The following is a 23,527-nucleotide window of genomic DNA, read 5'->3' as shown; positions in this document are numbered from 1 at the left end:
CCGGTCGTCCCGGGCGGAGGAGCGGCGGTCGTCCCTACGGCCTCCGCGCCGGTCGTCCCGGTCATCACGGCCACGGTAGCCACCGCGGCCCCGGTCGTCCCCGCGCCGGTCACCGTAGCCACGGCCACGGTCGTCGCGGTCGAAGGAACGGCCCTCGCGCCGGTCGTCGCGGCCGTAGCCGTCGCGCTCACGCGGACCACGGCCGCCACGCTCGTCACGACCACGGAAACCACCGCGATCCCGATCATCACGGGCAAAGGAGCGGCGGTCGTCCCGGTCACGGTAGCCGCCACGGCCACGGCCACGGTCATCACCGTCGCGGAAACCGCCACGCCCCCGGTCGTCCCCGCGCCGGTCACCGTAGCCACGGCCACGGTCGTCGCGGTCGAAGGAACGGCCCTCGCGCCGGTCGTCGCGGCCGTAGCCGTCGCGCTCACGCGGACCACGGCCGCCACGCTCGTCACGACCACGGAAACCACCGCGATCCCGATCATCACGGGCAAAGGAGCGGCGGTCGTCCCGGTCACGGTAGCCGCCACGGCCACGGCCACGGTCATCACCGTCGCGGAAACCACCGCGACCCCTGTCGTCACGGTCGCGGAAACCACCGCGACCCCTGTCGTCACGGCGGCCCCGGCCGCGACGGTCGTCGTTGCTGTCGCCGCGCTCACCGCGCGGGGCGTGGTCCCGCGCACCGCGGGAACTGTCAGTGGGTGTGCTCACCGGTGTCGTCTAGACCTTCGATGTCGTCGGGGAGGAACGGCGCCAGGTCCGGCAGATCGTCGAGATCGCGCAGGCCGAGCCGTTCCAGGAAATAGGAGGTGGTCCGATACAGGAGCGCGCCGGACTCGGAGTCGTGCCCGGACTCCTCGATCAGGCCCCTCAACACGAGGGTACGCATAACCCCGTCGCAGTTGACACCGCGGACGGCCGAGACCCTGCCCCGGGAGACCGGCTGGCGGTAGGCGACCACCGCCATCGTCTCCAGCGCGGCCTGGGTGAGCCGCACCTCCTGCCCCTCCCGGAGGAAGTGCTCGACGACGTCGGCGCACTCGGGGCGTGTGTAGATCCGCCACCCCTCGGCCACCATCCGCAAGTCGAAACCCCGCCCCTGCGCCGTGTATTCCGCCGACAGCCCCTCCAGTTCGCGGGAGACCACCTCCACCGGCACGTCCAGGGCACGGGCCAGGTCGTAGACGGACACCGGCTCGGGTACCACCATCAGCACCGCTTCGAGGTCGCGGCGCAGGGTCGGGGGCACCGAACCCGCATCGGACGCGCGGCCCTCACTCATCGTCCCTCTCCTCCTCACCCGTGCCCTCGTCGTAGTCGGACTCCACGCGCACCTCGCCCTCACCGCCGGTCCACGTCACCGTGAGCTCCGCCAGCGGCTCGGGCTGGTCGAAGCCCACGTTGGCGGCCCGGTACAGCTCCAGCAGGGCCAGGAACCGCGCGACGACCTCGAAGGTACCGGTGCACTCCTCGGTGAGCTCGGTGAACGTCAGGGTGCCGCGGGCGCGCAGCGCGGCCACAACCAGGTCGCCCTGCTCCTTCACCGACGTCTTGGCCTGGTGGATGTGCGTGACGGGCACGCTCGGCGGCTCCCTGGGGGTGAAGACCCTCCCGGCCAGCGCCGCGAACTCCCTCGGCCCCAGCTTGAACAGCACGTCGGGCCGCAGGGCCGCGAAGCGCTCCTCCAGCGGCACCGCGCGGGCGTACCGGCGCCCCTGCGCCGCCAGCCGCTCGCTCATCAGCGCCGCGACCTCCTTGTAGGCGCGGTACTGGAGCAGGCGGGCGAACAGGAGGTCGCGGGCCTCCAGCAGCGCCAGGTCGGCCTCGTCCTCGACATCGCCGCGCGGCAGGAGACGGGCCGCCTTCAGGTCCAGCAGGGTCGCCGCCACCACCAGGAACTCGCTGGCCTGGTCCAGGTCCCACCCCTCGCCGTGGGCGCGGATGTGGGCGATGAACTCGTCGGTGACCCTCGACAGGGCCACCTCGGTGATGTCCAGCTTGTGCTTGGAGATCAGGGTGAGCAGCAGGTCGAAGGGGCCCTCGAAGTTGTCCAGGTGCACCTGGAAGGCGGACCCTTCACCGGCGCCGGGGTCCGCCTCGGAGGAGTCGACACTCATGTGACCAGTTTCCCAGCTCCGCGGAGTGCGTACCCACTGGTCGGGCGGGCACCGCGGTGTCCCCCGCGGCCCGGCGCCCGCACGCCGGGCCGCGGTGCGCTCAGTCCTCGCTCAGGCGGCGCACCAGCATGCTGGAGGAACCGTGCTCCTCGAAATCGGCCAGCAGCACCGCCACGGCCTCGCGGACCAGACGCCCCCGGTCGGCCGACAGCCCGTGCTCGGCCCGCAGCGACAGCCGCGTCTGCTCCAGCGCGAGCAGCTCCGGGCCGGAGATGTACACGGTGATCTTCTCGTCGTGGCGCTGGCGCCCGCTCGGTTTGGGCGCACGGCGCGCTCCGGCCCGCGCGGAGGGCGCGGTACTCCCTGGGGAGGCGGCCTGGGCGGCGCCCCCGGCCCCGCGCCCCGGGCCCTCCCGCTTCTCCCCGGGGTCCGTGTGCCGGTGCCCGGTATCGGCCTCCGTTTCCGGAGCCGCGCCGCCCGAGCGGAAGAACATCTCGTCCGCCCCCGGCAGGGTCACGCGCCGCGACCGCTGAGAGGCCACCTCGCCAGCACCTCCTTGGCCAGCTCCCGATAGGCCTTGGCGCCCGCCGACGAGGAGTCGAACCTGGTGATGGGCTCACCCGCCACCGTGGCGTCCGGAAAGCGCACGGTCCGGTTGATGACCGTGCCGTAGACCTTGTCGCCGAACCCCTCGACGATGGTCGACAGGACCTCGCGCGCGTGCAGCGTCCTGGGGTCGTACATCGTGCCGAGGAAGCCGTCGATGACCAGCCGCTCGTTGAGCCGCTCCTGCACCTTCTGGATGGTGTCCATGAGCAGGGCCACACCGCGCAGCGCGAAGAACTCGCACTCCAGCGGCACGATGACGCCGTCCGCGGCGGTCAGCGCGTTGACCGTGAGCAGGCCCAGCGACGGCTGGCAGTCGATGAGCACCACGTCGTAGTCGTCGATGACGGGGCGCAGGGCGCGGCCCAGCATCTGCTCGCGCGCCACCTCACCCACCAGCTGGACCTCGGCGGCGGACAGGTCGATGTTGCTCGGGATGAGGTCCAGGCCGTCGATGTCGGTCTTGAGCAGGACGTCCTCGACCGCCACGTCCCGCTGCATCAGCAGGTTGTAGACGGTCAGGTCCAGCTCGCGCGGGTCGAGCCGCCCCAGGCCCACGGACAGTGCTCCCTGCGGGTCGAAGTCGACCAGCAGCACCCGTCTGCCGAACTCGGCGATGGCCGCCCCGAGGTTGATGGTGGTGGTGGTCTTGCCGACCCCACCCTTCTGGTTACACAGTGCTACAATCCGTGCCGGACCGTGCTCGTCCAGCGGTCCGGGAACGGGGTAGTCCCGCTCCGGTCTCTTCGTACGCAGTTGCGCCCCCGTGTCGCGTGTCGTACCCCAAGGGTTGGTCACCGGGTCGGCGAGGTCCTCCCCACCGACGGGTGCACCGCTGGCATCCACGCCGTTCTCCGCCCAGTTCACAAGCCCTTGACCTCCCCCACGGACCGGCCACGGCCCGAAAGGGGGAAGTCGTCCCAGCCCCGTGCCCGGCCGCCGTCGGAAACTCAATATGTCGACAGCAACGTAACCTCTGTGCGGCGACTCTAGAACGACGACACGGCGCGTTCAACACGACCGGATCGGGGATACGCCCCTCCCTGGCCCCCGAACCCCCCGCGCGCACCGCCCTCACCTGCGCGCACGCGGATGGCTGGCGGCGTAGACCTCCCTCAGCCGATCCACCGTGACCAGGGTGTACACCTGCGTGGTGGTGACCGAACCGTGTCCCAGAAGCTCCTGCACCACCCGGATATCGGCACCGCCGTCCAGCAGATGGGTGGCGAAGGAGTGCCGCAGCGTGTGCGGTGAGACACCCCCCACCCCCGCCCGGTCGGCGACCGCCGCCAACAGCGCCCAGCCGCCCTGGCGGGTGAGGCGGCGCCCGCGCGCGTTCAGGAACAGGGCCGGCCCCGAAGGGGCCGACCACGCCGACGCCGCGAGCGCGGGCCGCGCCCGCACCAGGTACCCGCCCAGCGCCGTACGAGCACACGAGCCGAGCGGCACCACCCGCTCACGCCCGCCCTTGCCGTGGAAGCGCACCAGGCCCACCGCGTCCTCACCGTCGAGGGCCTCCACCACGTCGTCCACGTCCAGCCCCACCGCCTCGGAGATCCGCGCCCCCGTGCCGTAGAGGACCTCCAGCAGCGCCCGGTCGCGCAGGGACAGCAGAGCGGAGCGGTCCGCCGACGGCGGCGCCCCGACGGGCCCCGCGGCCTCCAGGAGCCGCTCCACCCGCTCCAGCGGCACCGCCTTGGGCAGCCGCAGGGGGACGGGGGGCGGCACCACCTCAGCCGCCGGGTCGGCGTCGGCCCGGCCCTCGCGGACCGCGAACCGGTGCAGCCCGCGCACGGCCGCCAGCGCCCGCCCCGCCGAGGCCGCCCCGAGCGGCGGGTGGTCGTCGTCGCCCTCGGCCAGGGCCCGCAGGAAACCGCCCACGTGCGCCTCGCCTACCCCCGACAGGTCCGCGACACCCCGGCCCTCCAGATAGGCGGTGTAGCGGCGCAGGTCGCGCCGGTAGGCCAGCAGGGTGTTGTGCGCCAGAGCGCGCTCAGCGGCCACATGGTCCAGGAAGGCCGCCACCGCCTCCCCCAGCGGCCCGGCGGGCACGGCCCCGCCCAGGTCCCCGCCCACCGGGTCAGGACGCCGGACGCAGGGAGGCGAAACCGTCCCGGGCCGCGGTACTGGCCGCCAGCACCCCCAGGGAGGTCGCCCCGTTGTGCAGGCGCCCGCCCATGACCAGGGCCACCGCCTCCTCCAGCGGGACCCACTCGGCGGCCAGGTCGGTCTCCTCGTGCTCGCGCACGAAATCGATCTCGTGCTCGGGCACCTCCGACAGGCCGCGGGCGAGGTAGACGTGGATCCGCTCCGAGGAGAACCCGGGGCTGGCCGCGAAGTCCACCAGCTCGTACCAGTGCTCGGCGCGCAGCCCCGCCTCCTCCACGAGCTCGCGGCGTGCCGTGGCCAGCGGACCCTCGCCCGCCACGTCGATGAGCCCGGCGGGCAGCTCCCACATGAGCAGGCCCACGGGGTGGCGGTACTGGCGCAGCAGGAGCACCCGCCCGTCCCCGCCCAGCGCGAGTACCGCCGCCGCCCCCGGGTGGACCATGTAGTCCCGCGCGGCGACGACCGTGCCGCCCTCCGCGTCGGGCATCCGCACCCAGTCCGTGCGCATCCCGCACTTGGCTCCGCTGAAGCGCTCCGCCGACCGCTCCACCGGCCACGCCTCGGGGGCGTCCGCCACCTTGGCCTCCCGCCCCGCCACGGCATCGGCCGGGTACGTCCCACTCACCATGTACTCGCCTCTCTCAGCCCGCGCCGACACCCCGTCAGGACCTCCTGCGCTCCAGCGCCGCGGCGATCAGACCGCGAAAGAGCGGGTGCGCCTTGGTCGGACGGGAGCGCAGCTCCGGGTGCGCCTGCGTCCCGACGAAGTACGGGTGCGTCTCCCGGGGCAGTTCGACGTACTCCACCAGCTTGCCATCGGGGGAGAGCCCGGAGAACACCAGCCCGGCCCCCTCCAGCCTGGGACGGTAGGCGTTGTTGACCTCGAACCGGTGCCGGTGCCGCTCGGAGGCCTCCGCGGCGCCGTACAGCTCCCGCACCAGCGTCCCCTCCCCCAGCGCCGCCGGGTACAGGCCCAGACGCATGGTGCCGCCCATGTCCCGCTCACCCGCCACCACGTCCGTCTGGTCGGCCATGGTCGCGATGACCGCCTCGGCCGCCTTGTCGTCGAACTCGGTGCTGTTGGCTCCCTCCAGCCCCAGCACGTCGCGGGCGTACTCCACGACCATGCACTGCAGGCCCAGGCAGATGCCCAGCAGCGGCACCCCCTGCTCGCGGGCGTAGCGGATCGCGCCGAGCTTGCCCTCGATACCGCGCACTCCGAACCCGCCCGGGATGAGGACGCCGTCGGCACCGTCCAGCTCCGCCGCCGCCCCCGAGGCGCTGGCGCAGTTGTCACTGGCCACCCAGCGGATGTTCACCCGCGTGTTCGTGGCGAACCCGCCCGCGCGCAGGGCCTCGCTCACCGACAGGTAGGCGTCGGGCAGGTCGATGTACTTGCCCACCATGGCGATGGTGACCTCGTGGTCGGGCTGGTGCACCCGGCGCAGCAGATCGTCCCATTCGGTCCAGTCCACGTCCCGGAAGGGCATGCCCAGCCGGCGGACGACGTAGGCGTCCAGACCCTCCCGGTGCAGCACCTTCGGGATGTCGTAGATCGATGGCGCGTCCGGGGTGGAGACCACACCGGCCTCGTCCACGTCGCACATCAGGCTGATCTTGGACTTCAGGCTCTGCGTGATCGGGCGGTCCGAACGGCACACGATCGCGTCGGGCTGGATGCCGATACTGCGCAGGGCCGCCACCGAGTGCTGGGTGGGCTTGGTCTTCATCTCCCCCGCCGGACCCAGGAACGGGATCAGCGACACGTGCAGGAAGAAGCAGTGGTCCCGGCCGATCTCGTGGCGGATCTGGCGGACCGCCTCCAGGAACGGCTGCGACTCGATGTCACCGACCGTGCCGCCGATCTCGGTGATGACGATGTCCACGCCGGGGGCGGCCATCGCGTAGATGCGCGACTTGATCTCGTTGGTGATGTGCGGGATGACCTGCACCGTGTCACCGAGATAGGCGCCCTGGCGCTCCTTGGCGATCACGCTGGAGTAGATCTGGCCGGTGGTGACGTTGGCCGACGCCGACAGCTCGGTGTCCAGGAACCGCTCGTAGTGGCCCACGTCCAGGTCGGTCTCGGCGCCGTCGTCGGTGACGAAGACCTCACCGTGCTGGAAGGGGTTCATGGTCCCCGGGTCGACGTTGAGGTAGGGGTCGAGCTTCTGCATGGTGACCCGCAGGCCCCGCGACTTCAGGAGCCGTCCCAGACTTGAGGCGGTCAGGCCCTTGCCGAGACTGGAGGCGACGCCGCCAGTAACGAAGATGTGCTTGGTACTCGCGGCGGATGCCAAAGTGATGCTCCCGTGGGTTGAGTGGCTACGGCGGGCTCGCGATGACGGAGCGGCCGTGCGGCTGGTCCGGTGCCGGGCGGTCGATGGGACGTCGCCGGCGCCGCGGACTCCACGGGGCACCAGGATAACAGGCCGTCCGCCCTCCTCTACCGGGAACGGCCGGACGCGCCCCGGTCAGGAGGCCGGGAAGCCCCCCGCACGCCCCAGATAGGCGGGTGGCCGACGGCCCAGGCGCCCGCCCATCCACTCGCCCAGCGCCGCGGCCGCCGAGAGGTCCACCCCCGTCTCGAACCCGCTGCGGTGCAGCAGGTACAGCAGGTCCTCGGTGGCGATGTTGCCGGTCGCCGCGGGCGCGAACGGGCAGCCGCCGAAACCGCCCAGGCTGGAGTCGAGCACACCCACGCCCTCCTCCACCGCCGCGAGCGCGTTCGCGTAACCGGTGTTGCGGGTGTTGTGGAAATGACAGCGCAGCGCCCGACCGCCCGCCACCTCCGCCACCCGGCGGACCAGGTCCCGCACCTGGCGGGGCACCCCCACACCGATGGTGTCGGCCAGCGCGATCTCCACCGCACCGGTCCCGGTGATGCGCCGGACCACCTCCACCACCCGCTCCGGGTCCACCTCGCCCTCGAAGGGACAGCCGAACGCCGTCGAGACGGTCACGCTCAACGGGATGCCCGTCCCCGCCAGTTCGGCGTCGATACCGGCCAGCGCGTCCAGCATCTCCCCGACGGTACGCCCCTGGTTACGGGTACAGAACCCGTCCGTGGCGGGCACCGCGACGTTGACCTCGCCAACCCCGGCCGCCACCGCGCGCTCCAGACCTCGGCGGTTGAGCACGAGGCCGATGTGGCGGACCCCCGGCACACGGCGCACACCCGCCATGACCTCCTCCGCGCCCGCCATCTGCGGAACCCGCGCCGGATCGACGAAGCTGACCGCCTCGATCCGCCGCACACCCGCCTCGACCGCGCGGTCGACCAGCTCGATCCGGTCCCGAACCGACAGGACGCGGTCCTCGTTCTGGAGGCCGTCACGCGGCCCCACCTCGACGATCTCCACCCGATCGGAGCCCATCGGCCCTCCCTCGCACGGCCCGCGTCAGCGCAGGGCCAGCGCCGGACGGACTTCCCAGGTCGTCCACACCGGGCGGTACCCCATCCGGTGCCAGAACGGCCCCGACAACGGGTTCATCGCCGCGTAGTTCAGCACCGAAACCCCCACACCGTGACTGTCCAGGGCCTGGTGCGCCTGCCCCACCAGGGCGGTACCGATCCCGTTGCCCCGCTCGGCGGCGATCACCACCCCGTAGCCGATGTGGGCGATCGGGCGCGCGTTGACCAGCGACTTGGCCCAGCGGGAGCGCTCCGGCGGGGACACCCACATCAGCCCGACGGCCCGGCCGCGCCGCTCGGCCAGCCAGATCCACGAACGCGAGCGGTTCAGCGCCCGCGCGGCGACCTCGCGCGTCTGCTCCGCGGTGTCCTCCTGGAGGAACACCCCGCCGAAGTGCTCCTCGTAGCGGTGCTCCTCCATCAGCAGGCCCACGACCTGGGTGAGGTCGCTGCGGTCGGCCAGCCGGATGGTCACGTCGCGCGGCGGCAGGGACGGCGGCACCCCCCGGCGGCGCTGGCGGGCCGCCAGCACGGTGTAGGGCTGGAGGCCGTGCCGCTGCAGCGGGATGATCCCGCACACGTCCCGGGCGGGCCAGCTCACCAGGGCGGCCGATTCCGAGCCGGTGCCGGTCGGCAGGTCCTCCAACTGGTCGCGCCAACTGGTGAGGAGGGAGTCCAGCGCGCGGGCCGGCTCGGGTCCGCCGACGACCGGGGTGAGCCAGTGCTGATCGGGAACGCCCCAGATACGGCCGACCTCGCCGGGCTGGTACCACGTGTAGTGCATGCTCCCGGCCGCGACGGTGTTGCCCGACTCGTCGCTGACCGTCACGAGCGGATAGCTGTCGGGGGCGAAACCGGTGGGCTGTGGGAGCAGCGGGTCGGACTCGGCCCAGCGCTGCGCGGCGGACCGCACCAGCGGGTCCAGTCCGAGGTCGCCTCCGGGCGACTCGTCGTGCCGCACCCGCGCGACATAACCGCTCATCCACCCCTCCCCTGGCGGGCCCTCACCTTCAGCGCACGTCCTCGATCCGACGGCCGGGCGGCTCCTCGTGCCTTCTCAAGCGAGACTGCTCGACCGTACCGTTTCGGTTGCAGACCGGAGAACGTCCTCACCGAACGGACGGCGAGAGTTCACCCTCCATGGGCCGAACCCTCTGTTCCCCGCCCGACCCCGTCGTCGGCACGGCTCCCCACCAAGGTAACGGATGCACGGTCGCTCCGGGGTGTCGGGGAGATCAACCCGAAGACACGACCGGTGCGCCCTCCGGTCTCACACGCCGGCGACGCCGCCCTCGACCACCGAGGTGCCCCTGCCATGGTTGATCACCTCCGGGTCGCCCGAAGCGTAGGAGACGACGTTGTCCACCCCCACCAGGACGATCCGATCGGCCGACCCCACGTCCACGGTCGTCCCCCGGCCGGTGGCCCTGACCGAGCCGCACGCACCGTCCAGGACCACCTCGGCGTCGTCGGCCGTGACCACCACCTCCCGGCCGTCGCACGGTTCGCGCAGTTCAACGCCGTCGTCGGAGACCACCAGGGTGTCCTCGTCCGCCACCGGCTCGGACGCGGTCCCCGCCGTCTGGGGCATGCTCGGGGAAGGGGCGTCGTCGACGCCCTCCCCTCCACCGACCAGGGCGCACCCGGCCACGGACACCGTCCCGACCAACAGTGCCCCCGACCTCACCAGCAGCCGAACCCTCATGAACTCCCCCGCGACCGGATACCCGGCATGTCCGACACAGTTATCGAGCAAACCCAAGGGTATGTCACACGAAGGTAAACACGCGACACAACCGTTGCCCGAACGTACCTGATCCGATATCGCCCCGGGGCTCCCCCGACCGCACCCGCGGACGGGCCCCGGCTCACTCCAGCCCGACCTCGTCCATACCGCGCAGCTCACGCTTGAGCTCACCGATCTCGTCCCGAAGCCGCGCCGCCACCTCGAACTGCAGATCGGCCGCGGCCTGATGCATCCGCTCGGTCAGCTCACCGATGAGCCCCGCCAACTCCGCGCGGGGCATGGCCGACACCTCCGCCCCCCGGCCCAGCGCGGGCACCGGAGCGCTCTCCCCCCGCCCTGCCCTGCGGTACCCGGTCGCCATGAGCTCCTCGGTGTCCACGTCCTCCCGGCTGAGGGAGTCGAGGATGTCGGCGATCTCCTTGCGCAGCGGGGTCGGATCGATCCCGTGCTCGGTGTTGTAGGCCACCTGCTTGTCCCGGCGCCGGTTGGTCTCGTCGATCGCCGCGCGCATCGAGTCGGTGACGTTGTCGGCGTACATGTGGACCTGCCCGGCCACGTTGCGCGCCGCACGGCCGATCGTCTGGATCAGGGAGGTCTCCGACCGCAGGAACCCCTCCTTGTCCGCGTCCAGGATCGCCACCAGCGACACCTCGGGAAGGTCCAGCCCCTCGCGCAGCAGGTTGATGCCCACCAGCACGTCGAACTCACCCACCCGCAACTCCCGCAGCAGCTCCACCCGGCGCAGCGTGTCCACCTCGCTGTGCAGGTACCGCACCCGGATGCCCAGCTCGGCGAAGTAGTCGGTCAGGTCCTCGGCCATCTTCTTGGTGAGCGTGGTGACCAGCACCCGCTCGGAACGCTCGGCCCGCTCCCGGATCTGGTGCACCAGGTCGTCGATCTGCCCGTCCGTCGGCTTGACCAGGACCTCCGGGTCCACCAGGCCCGTGGGACGGATCACCTGCTCCACCACATCCCCGCCCGACCGGCCCAGCTCGTACCTGCCGGGCGTGGCCGACAGGTACACCGACTGGCCGATCCGCTCGGTGAACTCCCCCCACTTGAGCGGCCGGTTGTCCATCGCCGACGGCAGCCGGAACCCGTGCTCCACCAGGGTCCGCTTGCGCGAGGCGTCGCCCTCGTACATCGCCCCGATCTGCGGCACCGTCACGTGCGACTCGTCCAGCACCAGCAGGAAGTCGTCGGGGAAGTAGTCCAGGAGCGTGTTGGGCGCGCTGCCCGCCTCCCGCTCGTCGAAGTGCCGAGAATAGTTCTCGATCCCCGAACAGCTCCCCAACTGCCGGATCATCTCCAGGTCGTGGGTGGTACGCATCCGCAGCCGCTGCGCCTCCAGCAGCTTCCCCTGCCCCTCCAGCTCCGCCAGGCGCTCGGCCAGCTCGGCCTCGATCGAGGCCACCGCCCGGTCGGTGCGCTCCTGCCCCGCGACATAGTGCGACGCCGGGAAGAGGAACACCTCCTCGCTCTCCTCCAGCACCTCCCCCGTGAGCGGGTGCAGCGTCATCAGCCGCTCCACCTCGTCACCGAACATCTCGATGCGGACCGCCAGCTCCTCGTACACCGGGATGATCTCCACGGTGTCGCCGCGCACCCGGAACGTGCCCCGCGAGAAGTCCACGTCGTTGCGCGCGTACTGCATCTCCACCAGCCGCCGCAGCAGCTCGTCGCGGTCCACCTCCATGCCCACCGACAGCCGCGCCATCCGGTCCACGTACTCCTGCGGCGTGCCCAGGCCGTAGATGCACGACACCGACGCCACCACGATCGTGTCGCGCCGCGTGATCAGGGAGTTGGTCGCCGAGTGCCGCAACCGCTCCACCTCGTCGTTGATCGACGAGTCCTTCTCGATGAAGGTGTCGCTCTGCGGGACGTAGGCCTCGGGCTGGTAGTAGTCGTAGTAGGAGACGAAGTACTCCACCGCGTTGTGCGGCAGCATCCGCCGCAGCTCGTTGGCGAACTGCGCCGCCAGCGTCTTGTTCGGCTGCATCACCAGCGTGGGCCGCTGGAGGCGCTCCACCGTCCACGCCACGGTCGCCGTCTTGCCGGTGCCCGTCGCACCCAGCAGGACCGTGTGCGCCTCACCCGCCTCCACCCGCCGGGCGATCTCGGCGATGGCCGCCGGCTGGTCCCCCGCCGGGGTCATGTCCGAGACCACCCTGAACGGTGCCTCACTGCGCTCGATGTCGGTGACCGGTCGCACGTCGCCCCTCCTCGCCTCGCGGACCGCGCGGCACCCGCGCCCGTCCACTCCCACGCTACCGAGCGCCAACGACACCCCGGCTACGCCCGCGCGAGCAGCGCCTCCCACAGCTCCCCGACCCCGGCCGCGAGCTGCTCACGGGTACCGGAGTTGTCCACCACCAGGTCGGCGGCGGCCAGCCGCTCCTCCCGGCCCGCCTGCGCCCGGATCCGCGCCCACACCTGCTCGCGCGCCATCCCCCGGTCGGCGGCCACCCGCTCCACCCGCACCTCGTCGGGGGTGTCGACGACCACCACCACGTCGTAGAGCCCGCCCAAACCGTTCTCCACCAGCAGCGGAACGTCGTAGACCACCACCTCCGCCCCCGACTCCCGCGCCTGCTCCATCAGCTCCGCGCTGCGCTCGGCCACCCGCGGATGCACGATCGCGTTCAGCCGGGCGAGCCGCTCCCCGTCGGAGAAGACGATCTCCCCGAGCCGCGCCCGGTCCAGCCCCCCGCCGGGGGCCAGCACGCCCTCGCCGAACTCGGCGACGACCTCCGCCAGACCCTCCGTCCCCGGCTCGACCACCTCGCGCGCGATCGCGTCGGCGTCGACGACCACCGCGCCCCGGCGCGCCAACTCCGCCGACACCGCGCTCTTGCCGGAACCGATACCTCCGGTGAGTCCCACTCTCAGCATGCGAGAAACACTAGACCACCACCACCGCCGCCGTGTCCGCCCCGGGCCCTCACCGCGGCTCGGCGGACACCGCCGCCAGCTCCTTGCGCATGTGCACCATCACCAGGTGGTCGGCGACCCTCTCCCGGTGCGTGACCGCGAACCCGCGGCCACGGTACAGCCGCTGCTCCTCGGCGCTCTGCGCCCCGGTGAACAGCGTCAGCGACGCCACCTCGGGACGGCGGGCCCGCACCTCCTCCTCCACCCGGGTGAGCAGCGCCGTCGCGATCCCCCGCCGACGCCGGTCCGGAACCACCGCCAGCCTGCTCACGATCCCGTTGGCCCCGGACGCGCCCACCCGCACCGCACCCACGATCCGGCCGCCCTCGACCGCCTTGAGCACCAGCACGTCCCGCTGGCGCAGGAGGCCCCCGATACGCTCCAACCCCTCCGTGAGGGGCAGGACGAACGGGTCGCCGCAGGCCTGCGCCTCGTCGACGAACGCCGCGCGCTGCACGGTCAGGATCTCCCCCGCGTCCTCGGGGACCGCCGGCCGGATGTCGAACACACCGCCTCCTCGCTGGGTCCAGCACCGCGAGTCTTCCACACGCACCGGCCCTGGCGGGAGCACCCGCCCCCGCTCTCAAGACGAAGGGGCCGCCCCCGAACCGGGGACGGCCCCTCCAGCCGTACTAGCGCCTCAGCGCGATCAGGCGTCGCCGCCCGCGAGCTTCTCGCGCAGGGCGGCCAGCGCCTCGTCGGAGGCCAGCGCGCCGCTGCTGGCGGTCTCGGAGGCCGGAGCGGCCTGGCCGCCACCGGTGTACTCCTCCTCGACCTCCTCGGCCGGGGCGTTGGCGGCGTCGGCCTCGGCCGCACGCGCCTCCTCGACCTGCTTGCGGTGCGCCTCGAAGCGGGCCTGCGCCTCGGCGTAGCTGCGCTCCCACTCGTCCCGCTGCGCCTCGAAGCCCTCGAGCCACTCGCCGCTCTCGGGGTCGAAGCCCTCCGGGTACTTGTAGTTGCCCTGCTCGTCGTAGTCGGCGGCCATGCCGTACAGGGTGGGGTCGAAGTCCACCTGGTCGGGCGAGACGGCCTCGTTGGCCTGCTTCAGCGACAGGCTGATGCGGCGGCGCTCAAGGTCGATGTCGATGATCTTGACGAAGATCTCAGTGCCGACCTGGACGACCTGCTCGGGCACCTCGACGTGGCGCTCGGCCAGCTCGGAGATGTGGACCAGGCCCTCGATGCCCTCCTCCACGCGCACGAACGCACCGAAGGGCACCAGCTTGGTGACCTTGCCGGGAACGACCTGGCCGATCTGGTGCGTACGGGCGAACTGCTGCCAGGGGTCCTCCTGCGTCGCCTTGAGCGACAGGGAGACGCGCTCGCGCTCCATGTCCACGTCGAGGACCTCGACGGTGACCTCCTGGCCGACCTCGACGACCTCGCTCGGGTGGTCGATGTGCTTCCAGGACAGCTCCGAGACGTGCACCAGGCCGTCGACGCCGCCCAGGTCCACGAAGGCGCCGAAGTTGACGATCGAGGACACGACGCCCTTGCGGATCTGGCCCTTCTGGAGGGTGTTGAGGAACGTCTGGCGCACCTCGGACTGCGTCTGCTCCAGCCAGGCGCGGCGGGACAGGACCACGTTGTTGCGGTTCTTGTCCAGCTCGATGATCTTCGCTTCGAGCTCACGGCCGACGTAGGGCTGCAGGTCGCGGACGCGGCGCATCTCGACCAGGGAGGCGGGCAGGAAGCCGCGCAGGCCGATGTCGAGGATGAGTCCGCCCTTGACGACCTCGATGACGGTGCCGGTGACGACGCCGTCCTCCTCCTTGATCTTCTCGATCGTGCCCCAGGCGCGCTCGTACTGGGCGCGCTTCTTGGACAGGATCAGGCGGCCCTCCTTGTCCTCCTTCTGGAGGACCAGGGCCTCGACCTGGTCGCCGACGGCCACGACCTCGCCGGGGTCGACGTCGTGCTTGATCGACAGCTCCCGGGAGGGGATGACACCCTCGGTCTTGTAGCCGATGTCGAGCAAGACCTCGTCTCGATCGACCTTCACGATGGTGCCCTCGACAATGTCACCATCGTTGAAGTACTTGATGGTCTCGTCGATCGCTGCGAGGAAGGCTTCCTCGGACCCGATGTCGTCGACCGCTACCTGGGGTGTCGAGGTGGCCTCGGTGCTGCTCGTCATTTGTGGGTGGACTCCGGATACGGACAGGTTCAGGAAATGGGCACGCCGCGAGTTCGAGCCCGCCGATCGCCATCCAGATGAAGAGAACCAGGGACACCGGGACGAGAGAACCGTCCGAGACCGCCGGGTTCCAGAGTGCTGACCGAAGCGGTACGATCACCGATCCCTCACGGGAGACGGCACACGACCGCACGAACCCACAACGCTCCAGCCAGAATATGAGACATGGGCGTCCCGGTCAATCCGAACCCAGGCCAAAAAAGCCCGCCAAGGCCACGTTGGCGGCAATTTACCCGAGCATAGGGGTCAAGATCAACCATGCGCCGGCCCACGTCCGCGCGGGTGCCGAGCCGCGGAGCCGCCCCCGCACGGGCTCCGGGCGAGAGCGCGGGAAAAAATCAGTCCGTCGGCGGACGCGAGCGGGACCGCTTGAGATCGCCCCGCCGACGCTTGTCCTCCACCCGCCGGCGGCGCGCCGCCCGGCCCGGCCGCGTGGGCCGCCGCCGGGGCCCCGGCGGCGCCATCGCCTCCGCCAGGAGCTCCGCCAACCGCTCCCGCGCCTCGGCCCGGTTTCGCGCCTGCGACCGGTACTCCTGCACCGTCACCGTCAGCACCCCGCCGACCAGCCGCCCCGACAACCGCTCCAGGGCACGCCGCCGACGCGTCTCCCCCAGCCCCCGGCACGAGGCCACGTCCAACGACAGCGACACCCGGGTGTCGGAGGTGTTCACGTGCTGCCCGCCCGGCCCCGAGGACCGGGAGAACCGCCACACGAGGTCGGCTGAGGGCACCGTGACCGAGCCGACGCTGAGATCATCCGCCACCGTGCACACCTCCCTCTCCGCCGCCCCGAAGCCCCAACCGCGCGCCCCGCCACCGGGGTTCGCGAGGGCGCTAGTGGGCGGCCTCGTACCAGTTCTGCCCGCTGCCGACCGACACCGCCAGCGGCACACGCAGATCATAGGCCGACCCCATCTCGTGGGCCACCAGGTTTTCCACCCGCTCGCGCTCCCCCGGGGCGATCTCCACCACGAGCTCGTCGTGCACCTGCAACAGCACCCGCGAGGCGAACCCTCCCTCGGACAGCGCCGCGTCCACCTGGAGCATCGCCACCTTGATGATGTCGGCCGCCGACCCCTGGATCGGGGCGTTGAGCGCCATCCGCTCCGCCATCTCACGGCGCTGGCGCTGGTCGCTGGTCAGGTCCGGCAGGTAGCGCCGCCGACCCAGGATCGTCTCGGTGTACCCGGCCCGGCGCGCCTCCTCCACCACCTCGTGCAGGTAGTCGCGCACCCCGCCGAACACCGCGAAGTAGTCCTCCATCAGCTTCTTCGCCTCGTCCGGGGCGATCCCGAGCTGCTGGGACAGGCCGTAGGCGCTCAACCCGTAGGCCAAGCCGTAGCTCATCGCCTTGATCCTGGACCGGGCCTGGCCGTCCACCTCCTCCACCGGCACACCGAACACCTGCGACGCCATCTGCGCGTGGAAGTCGTAGCCGCTGTTGAACGCGTCGATGAGAGCCTTCTCCCCCGACAGGTGCGCCATGATCCGCAGCTCGATCTGGCTGTAGTCCGCGGTCAGCAGCTCCTCGAAGCCCTCACCCACCACGAACGCCCGCCTGATCCTGCGACCCACGTCCGTCCGCACCGGGATGTTCTGCAGGTTCGGGTCCGTGGAGCTCAGCCGACCCGTCGCAGCCACCGTCTGGTTGAAGGTCGTGTGGATACGGCCGTCGTCGCCGACCGTCTTGATCAGGCCCTCCACCGTCGTCCGCAGCTTCGTCTGGTCCCGGTGGCGCAGCAGCACCCCCGGCAGCTCGTTGTCCGTCTGCGCCGCCAGCCACGCCAGCGCGTCGGCGTCGGTGGTGTAGCCCGTCTTGATCTTCTTGGTCCGGGGCAGCCCCAACTCCTCGAAGAGCACCTGCTGCAACTGCTTGGGGCTGCCCAGGTTGAACTCCCGGCCCACGACCTCGTGCGCCCGCTCCACCGCGGCGCGCGCCTGCGCCGCGAACTCCCCCTGGAGCCCCTCCAGGTACTCCAGGTCCGCCGCGATCCCCGCACGCTCCATCCGGGCCAGCACACCGACCAGCGGAAGCTCCACGCCGCGCAGCAGATGGCCCCCGCCGCGCTCCTCCAGCCTCGCCGCCAGCACCCCCGCCAGGTCCCGCACGGCCGCCGCCCGCACCGCCAGCGCACCCTGGTCCCCGCCGTCGTCCAGGTCCAGCGCCATCTGGCCGCCGCCCTCGGACTCCTCCAGCTCCCGGCCCAGATACCTGCGGACCAGGTCGGCCAGGTCGAACCTGCGCTGACCGGGCTGCACCAGGTACGCCGCCAGCGCGGTGTCGCTGACCACCCCGCCCAGCTCCCAGCCGTGCGCGCCCAGCGCCAGCGCGGCGCCCTTGGCCCCGTGCACCGCCTTCGGCACGTCCCCGTCGGCCAGGAACGCCGCCAGCGCCTTCTCGTCCTCGGGCCCCAGGAGCCGCGGGTCCACGTACACGGCGGCGCCGTCGGGCACCGCCACCGCCAGGGCGTCGACCCGGCCGGTCCCCCCGCCCCAAGCGCCGTCGAACGCCACACCGGCGGGCGCCGCCCCGGACAGGTCCCGCCCCGCGTGCCCGGCCAGCCAGGCTGCCAGGTCACCGGTGCCCGCGACCGTCAACTCGACCTCGAAGCCCTCCTCGCCCCCGGCAGGCTCCTCCTCCCTCCCGGTGCGGATCACCGCGTACAGCCGCTCCCGCAGGTTGGAGGCGAACTCCAGGTTGTCGAAGAGCGCGTCCACACCGGCCCGGTCGGCCTCGCCCACCGCCAGGTCCGCCACGTCCACACCCAGGTCCACATCGGTCACCAGCCGGTTCAGCCGGTGGTTGCGCAGCACGTCGTCCAGGTGGTCCCGCAGGTTCTGCCCCGCCTTGCCGGTCACCTCGTCGGCCCGCGCCACCAGCTCCTCCAGCGACCCGTACTTGGCGATCCACTTCGCCGCGGTCTTGGGCCCCACTCCCGGCACGCCCGGCAGGTTGTCGGCCTTCTCCCCCACCAGGGCGGCCAGGTCCCGGTACCGCTCCGGCGGCACCGCGTACTTCTCCTCGACCGCCTCCGGCGTCATCCGCCGCAGGTCCGACAGGCTCTTGCCCGGATACAGCACCGTGCAGTCGCCGGTCACCAACTGGAAGGCGTCCCGGTCACCGGAGGCGATGAGCACCTCCATCCCCGCCTCGCCGCCCCGGCGGGCCAGCGTCGCGATGACGTCGTCCGCCTCGAACCCCGGAGCCGAGAGGTTGGCCACACCCACCAGCCGCATCAGGTCCTGGGTGAGCGGCACCTGCGAGGGGAATTCGGGAGGGGTCTCCGAGCGTCCACCCTTGTAGCCGTCGTACTCCTCGTCCCGGAACGTGGGACCCGACAGGTCCCACGCCACCGCCACGTGCGTGGGCTCCTCATCCCGCAACAGCTTGACCAGCATCGACGCGAACCCGTAGATCGCGTTCGTCGACTGCCCGGTACTGGTCCCGAACTTGTCCGCAGGCAGCGCGAAGAACGCGCGGAAGGCCATCGAATGGCCGTCCAGCAGCAGGAGCCGGGGGCGCTTGGTCTGGTCGGGGGTCTCTCGCTTGGTCACCACAGGTGAATCCTAGGATGCGGAACCGACAGTCCGCAGCCGAGCGGGCGCGCCACCCACCGAAAGGCACCGTATGACCACCGAATCCCAGGCCCTGTCCCTCGGCTCCATGGCCGAAGCGCTCGCGGGCAGCCTCAGCGAGACCATGGGCATCGAGGTCACCGAGGCCTCCGCCGAACGCGTGGTCGGCCGGATGCCCGTCAAGGGCAACCACCAGCCCTTCGGCCTCCTGCACGGCGGCGCCTCCTGCGTACTCGCCGAATCCCTCGGCTCCGTCGGCTCCACCCTGCACGCCGCGAAGTTCGGGCGCGTCGCCGTGGGCATCGAGATCAACGCCACCCACCACCGCTCCGCCACCGAGGGCCACGTGACCGGAACCGCCACCCCCGTCCACCTGGGCCGCACCCTCGCCACCTGGGACATCACCATCACCGACGACCAGGGCCGGAAGGTGTGCACCTCCCGGCTCACCTGCATGCTGATCGAACCGCCCCAGCAGTGACCACCACAACCACCACAAGCCCGGCCATTGGACGGCCGGGCTTTGTCATGGCCGAAACCCGCGACACATCGTCACGTTACCGCCGCATAACACAGACGCCCGTTCACCAGCGATGACTACAGAGGCATAACGTCCTGACAGCGAGTCGGCACCAACGGGTGAACGTCGCTTCCACGTCCGGAACATTCGTGATTAAGCTCCGCTAACGTCCCTCGGCAAGCAATGCCATACACCGCGGGCATACAGGACGCAGTTGAACGGAGTGACCACGAACATGGCAAGAGAGAAGCTCCTGGGCTTCACCGCCGCAGCCGCCGCCCTGGTTCTCGGGCTGACGGCATGCGCCAACGGCAGCGACGAAGGCGGCGACGACACCGCCTCCGGCAGCGGCGAGGAATTCAACTTCGGCATCCTCTACCCGCAGAGCGGCAGCCTCGCCTTCCTCGGCCCGCCCCAGGTGAGCGGCGCCCAGTACGCCATCTCCCAGATCAACGAGGCCGGCGGCATCCTCGGCACCGAGGTCCCCGCCCTCCTCGAAGGCGACGAGGCCGGCGACGCCGCCCAGGCCAACGAGGCCGCCAACTCCCTGGTCGCCGACGGTGCCGACGCCGTCATCGGCGCCGCCGCCACCGGCATGACCCAGGCGACCTACGACACCATCACCGGGTCCGAGATCGTCCAGTGCTCCGGCTCCAACACCGGCGCCGTCCTCAGCGAGATCGACGACGGCGGCTACTACTACCGCACCGCCCCCAGCGACCTGCTCTCCGCGGTCGTCATGGCCCGCAAGATCGTCGAGGCCGGACACGTCTCCGTCGGCATCGTCGCCCGCGCCGACGACTACGGCGCCGGCTACGCCGAGACCCTCCAGGGCGAACTGGAGAACCTGGGCGCCGAGGTCTCCGTCAACGAGACCTACGACCCCGACGCCACCACCTTCGACTCGGTCGTCGACGCCGTCTCCGACGGTGAGCCCGACGCCGTCGCGCTCATCGCCTTCGAGGAGGGCGCCCAGGTCATCGGCGGCCTCCTGGAGGGCGGCCTCGAAGGCGAACAGCTCTTCATCACCGACGGCCTCAACGACACCGAACTCGGCTCGAAGGTCAACGCCGACGACCCGCAGATCGTCAACGGCATCACCGGCCTCGCGCCCAGCGCCGAGAACGAGGAGTTCGCCAACGGTCTGGCCGAGTTCAACCCCGACCTGGAGAACTTCCAGTTCGCCCCGCAGGTCTTCGACTGCGTCACCGTGATCGCCCTGGCCGCCGAGGCCGCCGGCAGCACCGACCCCTCGGTCTACGTCGAGGAGCTGGCCAACGTCAGCCGCCCCGAGGGCACCGAGTGCACCAGCTTCGCCGAGTGCCGCGACCTCATCGCCGAGGGCGAGGAGATCGACTACCAGGGCGTCAGCGGCAACATCGACTTCGACGACAACGGCGACCCCGCCGCCGCCACCTTCGAGATCTTCCACTTCGGAGACGACGGCCACGAGGTGCTCGCCTACGAGGAGCACTCCCTCAACGACTGACCACCCACTGATCACACCCTGAGAGAGGCGCCCCGGGACACCGTCCGTCCCGGGGCGCCCCCCTGTGCACCATGCCCCAGGGCCCGTGCGAGGGCACCGACCGCGCCACGCACACACGAAGGGGGGCGGAGCCCCACGGGCCCCGCCCCCTTCGCAAGAAGCCGGATCAGTCCCTGGCCAGCGTCCCCAGGTACAGCTCGATCACGTTCGGATCGTTCAACAGCTCGCCGCCGGTTCCCGTGTAGGCGTTGCGCCCCTGGTCCAACACGTACCCGCGGTCGCAGATCTGCAGGCAGCGGCGGGCGTTCTGCTCCACCATCACCACCGACACACCCGTGGAGTTGACCTCCTTGACCCGCTGGAAGACCTCCTCCTGGTAGATCGGCGACAGCCCCGCCGTCGGCTCGTCCAGCAACAGCACCGACGGATCCATCATCAGCGCCCGGCCCATCGCCACCATCTGGCGCTCACCGCCCGACAGCGACCCCGCCTTGGCCTTGCGCCGCTCCCCCAACAGCGGGAACAGCTCCGAGACCACCGCGAACCGCTTGCCGAACGTCCTCGGCCGCAGGTACACCCCCATCTGGAGGTTCTCCTCGATCGTCAGCGACGGGAACACGTTCTGCGTCTGCGGAACGTAGCCCACCCCCCGCTCCACCAGGCTGTGCGCCGCCAGGCCCGCGATCGACGACCCCCGCAGCGTCAGAGCGCCCTCGCGCACCGGGATCAGACCGAACACCGTCTTGATCAGCGTCGACTTGCCCGCACCGTTGGGGCCGATGATCGCCACGACCTCGCCCTCGGACAGGGTCAGGGTGCACCCGTTGAGGATGTTCACCCCCGGCACGTACCCCGCCACCAGGTCCTTCGCCAGCAGCAGGTAGTCCTCCGGACCACCGACGGCCTCCGCCGACCGCTCGGCCCTCACCGCGTCGACGGCCTCGTCGGCCCCCGGCGTCGGGTCCCCGTTGCCACTCATCGTCAGCCCTCCTCAGGGGAGCCCAGATAGGCGTCGATCACCTGCTGGTTCGAACGGATGTCGGACGGGCGCCCCTCGGCGATCACCTGTCCCTGCGCCAGGACCACGATCCAGTCGCTGATCCCCATGATCACGTCCATGTCGTGCTCCACGAACAGCACCGTCTTGCCCTCGTCGCGCAACGACGTGATGTGCCCCAGCAGCGACTGCACCAGCGCCGGGTTCACCCCCGCCATCGGCTCGTCCAGCATGATCATGTCCGGATCGGTCATCAGCGCACGCGCCATCTCCAGCAGCTTGCGCTGCCCCCCCGACAGGGAGCCCGCCATGTCGTCGCGCTTGTCGATCAGCTTGAACCGCTCCAGCAGCTCCAGCGCCCACAGGGTGTTGGCCCGCTCCTGCCGCTGCCAGACCGGACGCAGGAACGCACCGGCGATACCCTCACCGAACTGGCCCGTGGCGCCCAACAGCATGTTGTCGAGCACCGACAGGCGCGTCAGGGCCTTCGTCAACTGGAACGTGCGCACCATCCCGGCCCGCGCCACCTGGTGGCCCCGCTTGCCGCTGATCCTGCGCCCGTTGAACGACCACGTCCCCTGATCCACCCGGTCGAACCCGGTGAGCAGGTTGAACAGCGTTGACTTACCCGCACCGTTGGGACCGATCAGCGCCGTGATCGTACCGCGCTGCACCTCCAGGTGCTCCACGTCCACAGCCGTCAGGCCACCGAACGAACGCCGCACACCGTCGGCCACCAGGATCGGATCGGCCTTCACCGCGCCAGGCACGGCCTCCGCACCCGCCATCGGGTCGACCACCGTCTCGTCACTTGACATTGATCAGCATCTCCTTGCGGTCGCCGATGAGGCCCTGCGGACGGAACACGATCAGCAGCACCAGCATCAGACCCGCGAAGGCCAACTGGAGCGCACCGTAGTCCGGACTGTCCAGGAAGGGCAGCCAGCCCATCGAACCCATGCCCCGCAGCACACCGTCGGTGAAGTCCATCAGGAACCAGAACGCCATCGCGCCCAGCACCGGCCCGAACACCCGGCCCGCACCGCCCAGCAGCAGAATCACCCACAGGAAGAACGTCACCTGCGGCTTGAACTGGTCCGGCTGGATCGCCGCCTGGTGCATCGCCATCATGCAGCCCGCCAGCGCACCGATCAGACCGCCCAGCACCAGCACCTGCATCTTGTAGGTGAAGACGTCCTTGCCGAGGCTGCGCACCGCCTCCTCGTCCTCGCGGATGCCCTTGATGACACGCCCCCACGGGCTGTGCATCAGCAGCCACACCACGCCGACCATCACCAGCACCAGCGACCACGTCACCACCATCGTCCACAGGTGCGTCCCCGTGTACGTGATGTCGCCGAACCCGTAACGGGCACTCGGCTCGAACGGGTTGAACCGCCGGAACCCGTTGGCCAGGTTCTGCATACCGAACACGCCGCCGGTCAGCGGCTCCACGAAATCCGCCCGATACAGCAGCCGGATGACCTCACCCGCCGCGATCGTCGTGATCGCCAGGTAGTCCGCCCGCAACCGCAGCGTCGGGATACCCAGCAGCAGCGCCAGCACCAGAGCGCACAGCAGACCGACACCGAAACCCACCAGCACCGGCAACTGGAACACCGACACGCTGATACCGACACCGTAGGCGCCCACCAGCATGAACCCGACCTGCCCGAAGTTCAGCAGACCCGTGTAACCGAAGTGCAGATTGAGGCCGATCGCCGCGAGCGCGTACACCGCCGCCACCGGACCGAACGCCGAACGCGTGGAATCGGCGAGGATCGAAAGAATATCCATCGTCTGTCTCT

Annotated in this window: 22 protein-coding genes; 2 read left to right on the top strand and 20 right to left on the bottom strand. The window is 70.9% G+C overall.

Going from position 1 to position 23,527, the window contains the following annotated elements; genetic code table 11:
* The 17 genes from ACFHWE_RS17130 to polA form a co-directional block, all read right to left on the bottom strand.
* A partial coding sequence (locus ACFHWE_RS17130) for a hypothetical protein (RefSeq protein ID WP_416602655.1) occupies positions 1-671 on the bottom strand: 671 nt, incomplete at its 3' end.
* 35 nt (positions 672-706) lie between these two features.
* Positions 707-1,294, bottom strand: coding sequence for an SMC-Scp complex subunit ScpB (gene scpB / locus ACFHWE_RS17125; RefSeq protein ID WP_416602654.1), 588 nt, complete (start codon positions 1,292-1,294; stop codon positions 707-709).
* The gene (locus ACFHWE_RS17120; RefSeq protein WP_416602653.1) at positions 1,287-2,129 is read right to left on the bottom strand and encodes a segregation and condensation protein A; all 843 of its coding nucleotides are present in this window, start codon (positions 2,127-2,129) and stop codon (positions 1,287-1,289) included. Before ACFHWE_RS17120 ends, scpB begins: the two co-directional genes overlap by 8 nt.
* Before the next feature lie 100 nt (positions 2,130-2,229).
* Entirely contained in the window at positions 2,230-2,670 is a 441-nt protein-coding gene (locus tag ACFHWE_RS17115; RefSeq protein WP_416602652.1) for a hypothetical protein, read from the bottom strand.
* Positions 2,643-3,602 carry a ParA family protein gene (locus ACFHWE_RS17110; RefSeq protein WP_416602651.1) on the bottom strand — a complete coding sequence of 320 codons (960 nt, stop codon included), beginning with the start codon at positions 3,600-3,602 and terminating at the stop codon, positions 2,643-2,645. The genes ACFHWE_RS17115 and ACFHWE_RS17110 overlap by 28 nt, the downstream gene beginning before the upstream one ends.
* Before the next feature lie 207 nt (positions 3,603-3,809).
* The gene (locus ACFHWE_RS17105; RefSeq protein WP_416602650.1) at positions 3,810-4,811 is read right to left on the bottom strand and encodes a site-specific tyrosine recombinase XerD; all 1,002 of its coding nucleotides are present in this window, start codon (positions 4,809-4,811) and stop codon (positions 3,810-3,812) included.
* A 4-nt stretch (positions 4,812-4,815) separates the two neighbouring features.
* On the bottom strand, positions 4,816-5,472 hold the full coding sequence (locus ACFHWE_RS17100; protein ID WP_416602649.1) for an NUDIX domain-containing protein: 657 nt from the start codon (positions 5,470-5,472) through the stop codon (positions 4,816-4,818).
* Between the two features lie 34 nt (positions 5,473-5,506).
* Positions 5,507-7,144, bottom strand: a complete 1,638-nt coding sequence (locus ACFHWE_RS17095) for a CTP synthase (protein WP_416602648.1) — start codon at positions 7,142-7,144, stop codon at positions 5,507-5,509.
* Between the two features lie 174 nt (positions 7,145-7,318).
* On the bottom strand, positions 7,319-8,221 hold the full coding sequence (locus ACFHWE_RS17090; RefSeq protein ID WP_416602647.1) for a hydroxymethylglutaryl-CoA lyase: 903 nt from the start codon (positions 8,219-8,221) through the stop codon (positions 7,319-7,321).
* Between the two features lie 24 nt (positions 8,222-8,245).
* The gene (locus ACFHWE_RS17085; RefSeq protein ID WP_416602646.1) at positions 8,246-9,241 is read right to left on the bottom strand and encodes a GNAT family N-acetyltransferase; all 996 of its coding nucleotides are present in this window, start codon (positions 9,239-9,241) and stop codon (positions 8,246-8,248) included.
* Between the two features lie 288 nt (positions 9,242-9,529).
* Positions 9,530-9,964, bottom strand: a complete 435-nt coding sequence (locus ACFHWE_RS17080; RefSeq protein WP_416602645.1) for a DUF3060 domain-containing protein — start codon at positions 9,962-9,964, stop codon at positions 9,530-9,532.
* A 163-nt stretch (positions 9,965-10,127) separates the two neighbouring features.
* On the bottom strand, positions 10,128-12,221 hold the full coding sequence (gene uvrB / locus ACFHWE_RS17075; protein WP_416602644.1) for an excinuclease ABC subunit UvrB: 2,094 nt from the start codon (positions 12,219-12,221) through the stop codon (positions 10,128-10,130).
* An 80-nt stretch (positions 12,222-12,301) separates the two neighbouring features.
* Positions 12,302-12,901, bottom strand: a complete 600-nt coding sequence (gene coaE / locus ACFHWE_RS17070; protein WP_416602643.1) for a dephospho-CoA kinase — start codon at positions 12,899-12,901, stop codon at positions 12,302-12,304.
* 49 nt (positions 12,902-12,950) lie between these two features.
* Complete coding sequence (locus ACFHWE_RS17065; protein WP_416602642.1) at positions 12,951-13,448, bottom strand: GNAT family N-acetyltransferase; 498 nt, start codon at positions 13,446-13,448, stop codon at positions 12,951-12,953.
* A 141-nt stretch (positions 13,449-13,589) separates the two neighbouring features.
* A complete protein-coding gene (rpsA, locus tag ACFHWE_RS17060) occupies positions 13,590-15,077 on the bottom strand; it encodes a 30S ribosomal protein S1 (protein WP_416602641.1) in 1,488 nt (495 codons plus the stop codon).
* Positions 15,078-15,475: 398 nt separating this feature from the next.
* Positions 15,476-15,910, bottom strand: a complete 435-nt coding sequence (gene arfB / locus ACFHWE_RS17055; RefSeq protein ID WP_416602640.1) for an alternative ribosome rescue aminoacyl-tRNA hydrolase ArfB — start codon at positions 15,908-15,910, stop codon at positions 15,476-15,478.
* Between the two features lie 61 nt (positions 15,911-15,971).
* Positions 15,972-18,695, bottom strand: coding sequence for a DNA polymerase I (polA, locus tag ACFHWE_RS17050; RefSeq protein WP_416602639.1), 2,724 nt, complete (start codon positions 18,693-18,695; stop codon positions 15,972-15,974).
* A 70-nt stretch (positions 18,696-18,765) separates the two neighbouring features.
* On the opposite strand from polA, the gene ACFHWE_RS17045 reads away from it, so the two are divergent.
* Entirely contained in the window at positions 18,766-19,194 is a 429-nt protein-coding gene (locus ACFHWE_RS17045) for a PaaI family thioesterase (protein WP_416602638.1), read from the top strand.
* 274 nt (positions 19,195-19,468) lie between these two features.
* Complete coding sequence (locus ACFHWE_RS17040; RefSeq protein WP_416602637.1) at positions 19,469-20,722, top strand: ABC transporter substrate-binding protein; 1,254 nt, start codon at positions 19,469-19,471, stop codon at positions 20,720-20,722.
* Between the two features lie 166 nt (positions 20,723-20,888).
* Here ACFHWE_RS17040 and ACFHWE_RS17035 read toward each other — a convergent pair whose 3' ends face one another.
* The 3 genes from ACFHWE_RS17035 to ACFHWE_RS17025 are packed head-to-tail and all read right to left on the bottom strand — an operon-like array spanning position 20,889 to position 23,516.
* Positions 20,889-21,701, bottom strand: coding sequence for an ABC transporter ATP-binding protein (locus tag ACFHWE_RS17035; RefSeq protein ID WP_416602636.1), 813 nt, complete (start codon positions 21,699-21,701; stop codon positions 20,889-20,891).
* Between the two features lie 2 nt (positions 21,702-21,703).
* Positions 21,704-22,537, bottom strand: coding sequence for an ABC transporter ATP-binding protein (locus ACFHWE_RS17030; protein ID WP_416602635.1), 834 nt, complete (start codon positions 22,535-22,537; stop codon positions 21,704-21,706).
* Positions 22,527-23,516, bottom strand: a complete 990-nt coding sequence (locus ACFHWE_RS17025) for a branched-chain amino acid ABC transporter permease (RefSeq protein ID WP_416602634.1) — start codon at positions 23,514-23,516, stop codon at positions 22,527-22,529. The genes ACFHWE_RS17030 and ACFHWE_RS17025 overlap by 11 nt, the downstream gene beginning before the upstream one ends.
* Positions 23,517-23,527: the final 11 nt, after the last annotated feature.

Origin of the sequence: Nocardiopsis sp. LOL_012, assembly GCF_048060475.1 — a bacterium.
Taxonomy (GTDB): domain Bacteria; phylum Actinomycetota; class Actinomycetes; order Streptosporangiales; family Streptosporangiaceae; genus Nocardiopsis.
The sequence above is the reverse complement of the archived record's forward strand: the minus strand, read 5'-3'. Positions and strand labels throughout refer to the sequence as shown.

Coding starts and splice junctions, on each gene's coding strand:
- ACFHWE_RS17025 (WP_416602634.1), bottom strand. CDS start 23,516: ATGGATATTCTTTCGATCCTCGCCGATTCCACGCGTTCGGCGTTCGGT.
- ACFHWE_RS17040 (WP_416602637.1), top strand. CDS start 19,469: ATGGCAAGAGAGAAGCTCCTGGGCTTCACCGCCGCAGCCGCCGCCCTG.
- ACFHWE_RS17085 (WP_416602646.1), bottom strand. CDS start 9,241: ATGAGCGGTTATGTCGCGCGGGTGCGGCACGACGAGTCGCCCGGAGGC.
- coaE (WP_416602643.1), bottom strand. CDS start 12,901: ATGCTGAGAGTGGGACTCACCGGAGGTATCGGTTCCGGCAAGAGCGCG.
- ACFHWE_RS17120 (WP_416602653.1), bottom strand. CDS start 2,129: ATGAGTGTCGACTCCTCCGAGGCGGACCCCGGCGCCGGTGAAGGGTCC.
- ACFHWE_RS17035 (WP_416602636.1), bottom strand. CDS start 21,701: ATGAGTGGCAACGGGGACCCGACGCCGGGGGCCGACGAGGCCGTCGAC.
- ACFHWE_RS17045 (WP_416602638.1), top strand. CDS start 18,766: ATGACCACCGAATCCCAGGCCCTGTCCCTCGGCTCCATGGCCGAAGCG.
- ACFHWE_RS17100 (WP_416602649.1), bottom strand. CDS start 5,472: ATGGTGAGTGGGACGTACCCGGCCGATGCCGTGGCGGGGCGGGAGGCC.
- rpsA (WP_416602641.1), bottom strand. CDS start 15,077: ATGACGAGCAGCACCGAGGCCACCTCGACACCCCAGGTAGCGGTCGAC.
- scpB (WP_416602654.1), bottom strand. CDS start 1,294: ATGAGTGAGGGCCGCGCGTCCGATGCGGGTTCGGTGCCCCCGACCCTG.
- ACFHWE_RS17030 (WP_416602635.1), bottom strand. CDS start 22,537: ATGTCAAGTGACGAGACGGTGGTCGACCCGATGGCGGGTGCGGAGGCC.
- ACFHWE_RS17090 (WP_416602647.1), bottom strand. CDS start 8,221: ATGGGCTCCGATCGGGTGGAGATCGTCGAGGTGGGGCCGCGTGACGGC.
- ACFHWE_RS17080 (WP_416602645.1), bottom strand. CDS start 9,964: ATGAGGGTTCGGCTGCTGGTGAGGTCGGGGGCACTGTTGGTCGGGACG.